General features: G+C 41.6%; 1 protein-coding gene. It reads left to right on the top strand.

Annotated features, from left to right (window positions below; translation table 11 throughout):
* Nucleotides 1-65: 65 nt before the first annotated feature.
* Nucleotides 66-1,195 (top strand): IS3 family transposase gene (locus CH76_RS13290; protein WP_152553354.1). Its coding sequence is split into 2 segments (ribosomal slippage): nucleotides 66-312 and nucleotides 312-1,195, totalling 1,131 coding nucleotides; the frame shifts between segments, so codons are not numbered across the junction.
* Nucleotides 1,196-1,218: the final 23 nt, after the last annotated feature.

The raw sequence follows: 1,218 nt of genomic DNA on the forward strand, positions 1-1,218 counted from the left end.
CTAAGTTGGACAGATAAAATAAGGGCTTGTAAACTTAGACTATAAACTTAAGGGAGCGTGCTTTTATGACACGTCAACGTCGAACATTTACACCTGAATTTAAACTGCAATTAGTGAAGCTTTATGAAAATGGCAAACCTCGCGCTGAGATTGCTCGAGAATACGATATTACACCTTCTGCACTAGATCGCTGGATTAAAAATCATAAAGAAACTGGTTCATTCGCAGCGAAAGACAACCGTACTGAAGAAGAAAACGAACTCGCACGCCTACGGAAAGAAAACCAACGTCTGATGATGGAGGTCGACATTTTAAAGCAAGCGGCGCTGATCATGGGACGAAAATAAATGTGATTCGTAATAACGCTCACAAATATTCGGTATCAGCAATGTGCGACGTCCTCAATCTATCAACTAGCACGTATTATTACCATGCGGATCTTTCTGGCAAACGTGCTAAAAAAGCCGAAGACCTGGCGATTTCTAAAGAGATTAAACGTATTTTTAAAGGCAGCCGAAACAACTACGGCACACGTAAAATCAAAAAAGAATTAGCGAAATTACCTGAGCCAAAACAAGTATCACGTCGTAGGATCGGCCGTTTGATGAATGAACTGGGCCTGGTTTCAAACTACACTGTGGCACAATTTAAACCATATAAATCAAGCTGTAACGAAGCACCAGTCAAGAACGAACTGAATCGTGAATTTGATCAGGACGAGCCATTAGCGGTCATTGTCAGCGATTTAACATACGTCCGTGTCGGAAAAAAGTGGCACTATGTATGTTTATTTGTCGACCTTTTCAACCGTGAAATTATCGGCTATAGTGCTGGTGAAAATAAAACGGCAGAGGTGGTGTATCAAGCGATTGCGAGTATTCGAGCCAACTTACATGACGTAAAAATGTTTCACACCGACCGTGGAAAAGAGTTCGATAACAAGCTGATTTCCGAGGCACTTGAAACATTCGGTATCCAGCGATCACTGAGCATGAAAGGTTGCCCTTATGACAACGCTGTGGCTGAAGCGACATTCAAGGTATTTAAAACAGAATTCGCTAACCAAGCCTACTTCACTTCCCTTGAACAGCTCGCTCTTGAACTTAACGATTACGTACATTGGTTCAATAACATTCGAATTCACGGAACACTGGGCTATCTAACGCCTGTGGAATTCAAGCAACAACCCTTATAATTTTTGTCCAGTTTAGTGTTGAC

Source organism: Lysinibacillus sp. BF-4, assembly GCF_000743635.1.
Classification (GTDB): domain Bacteria; phylum Bacillota; class Bacilli; order Bacillales_A; family Planococcaceae; genus Metalysinibacillus; species Metalysinibacillus saudimassiliensis.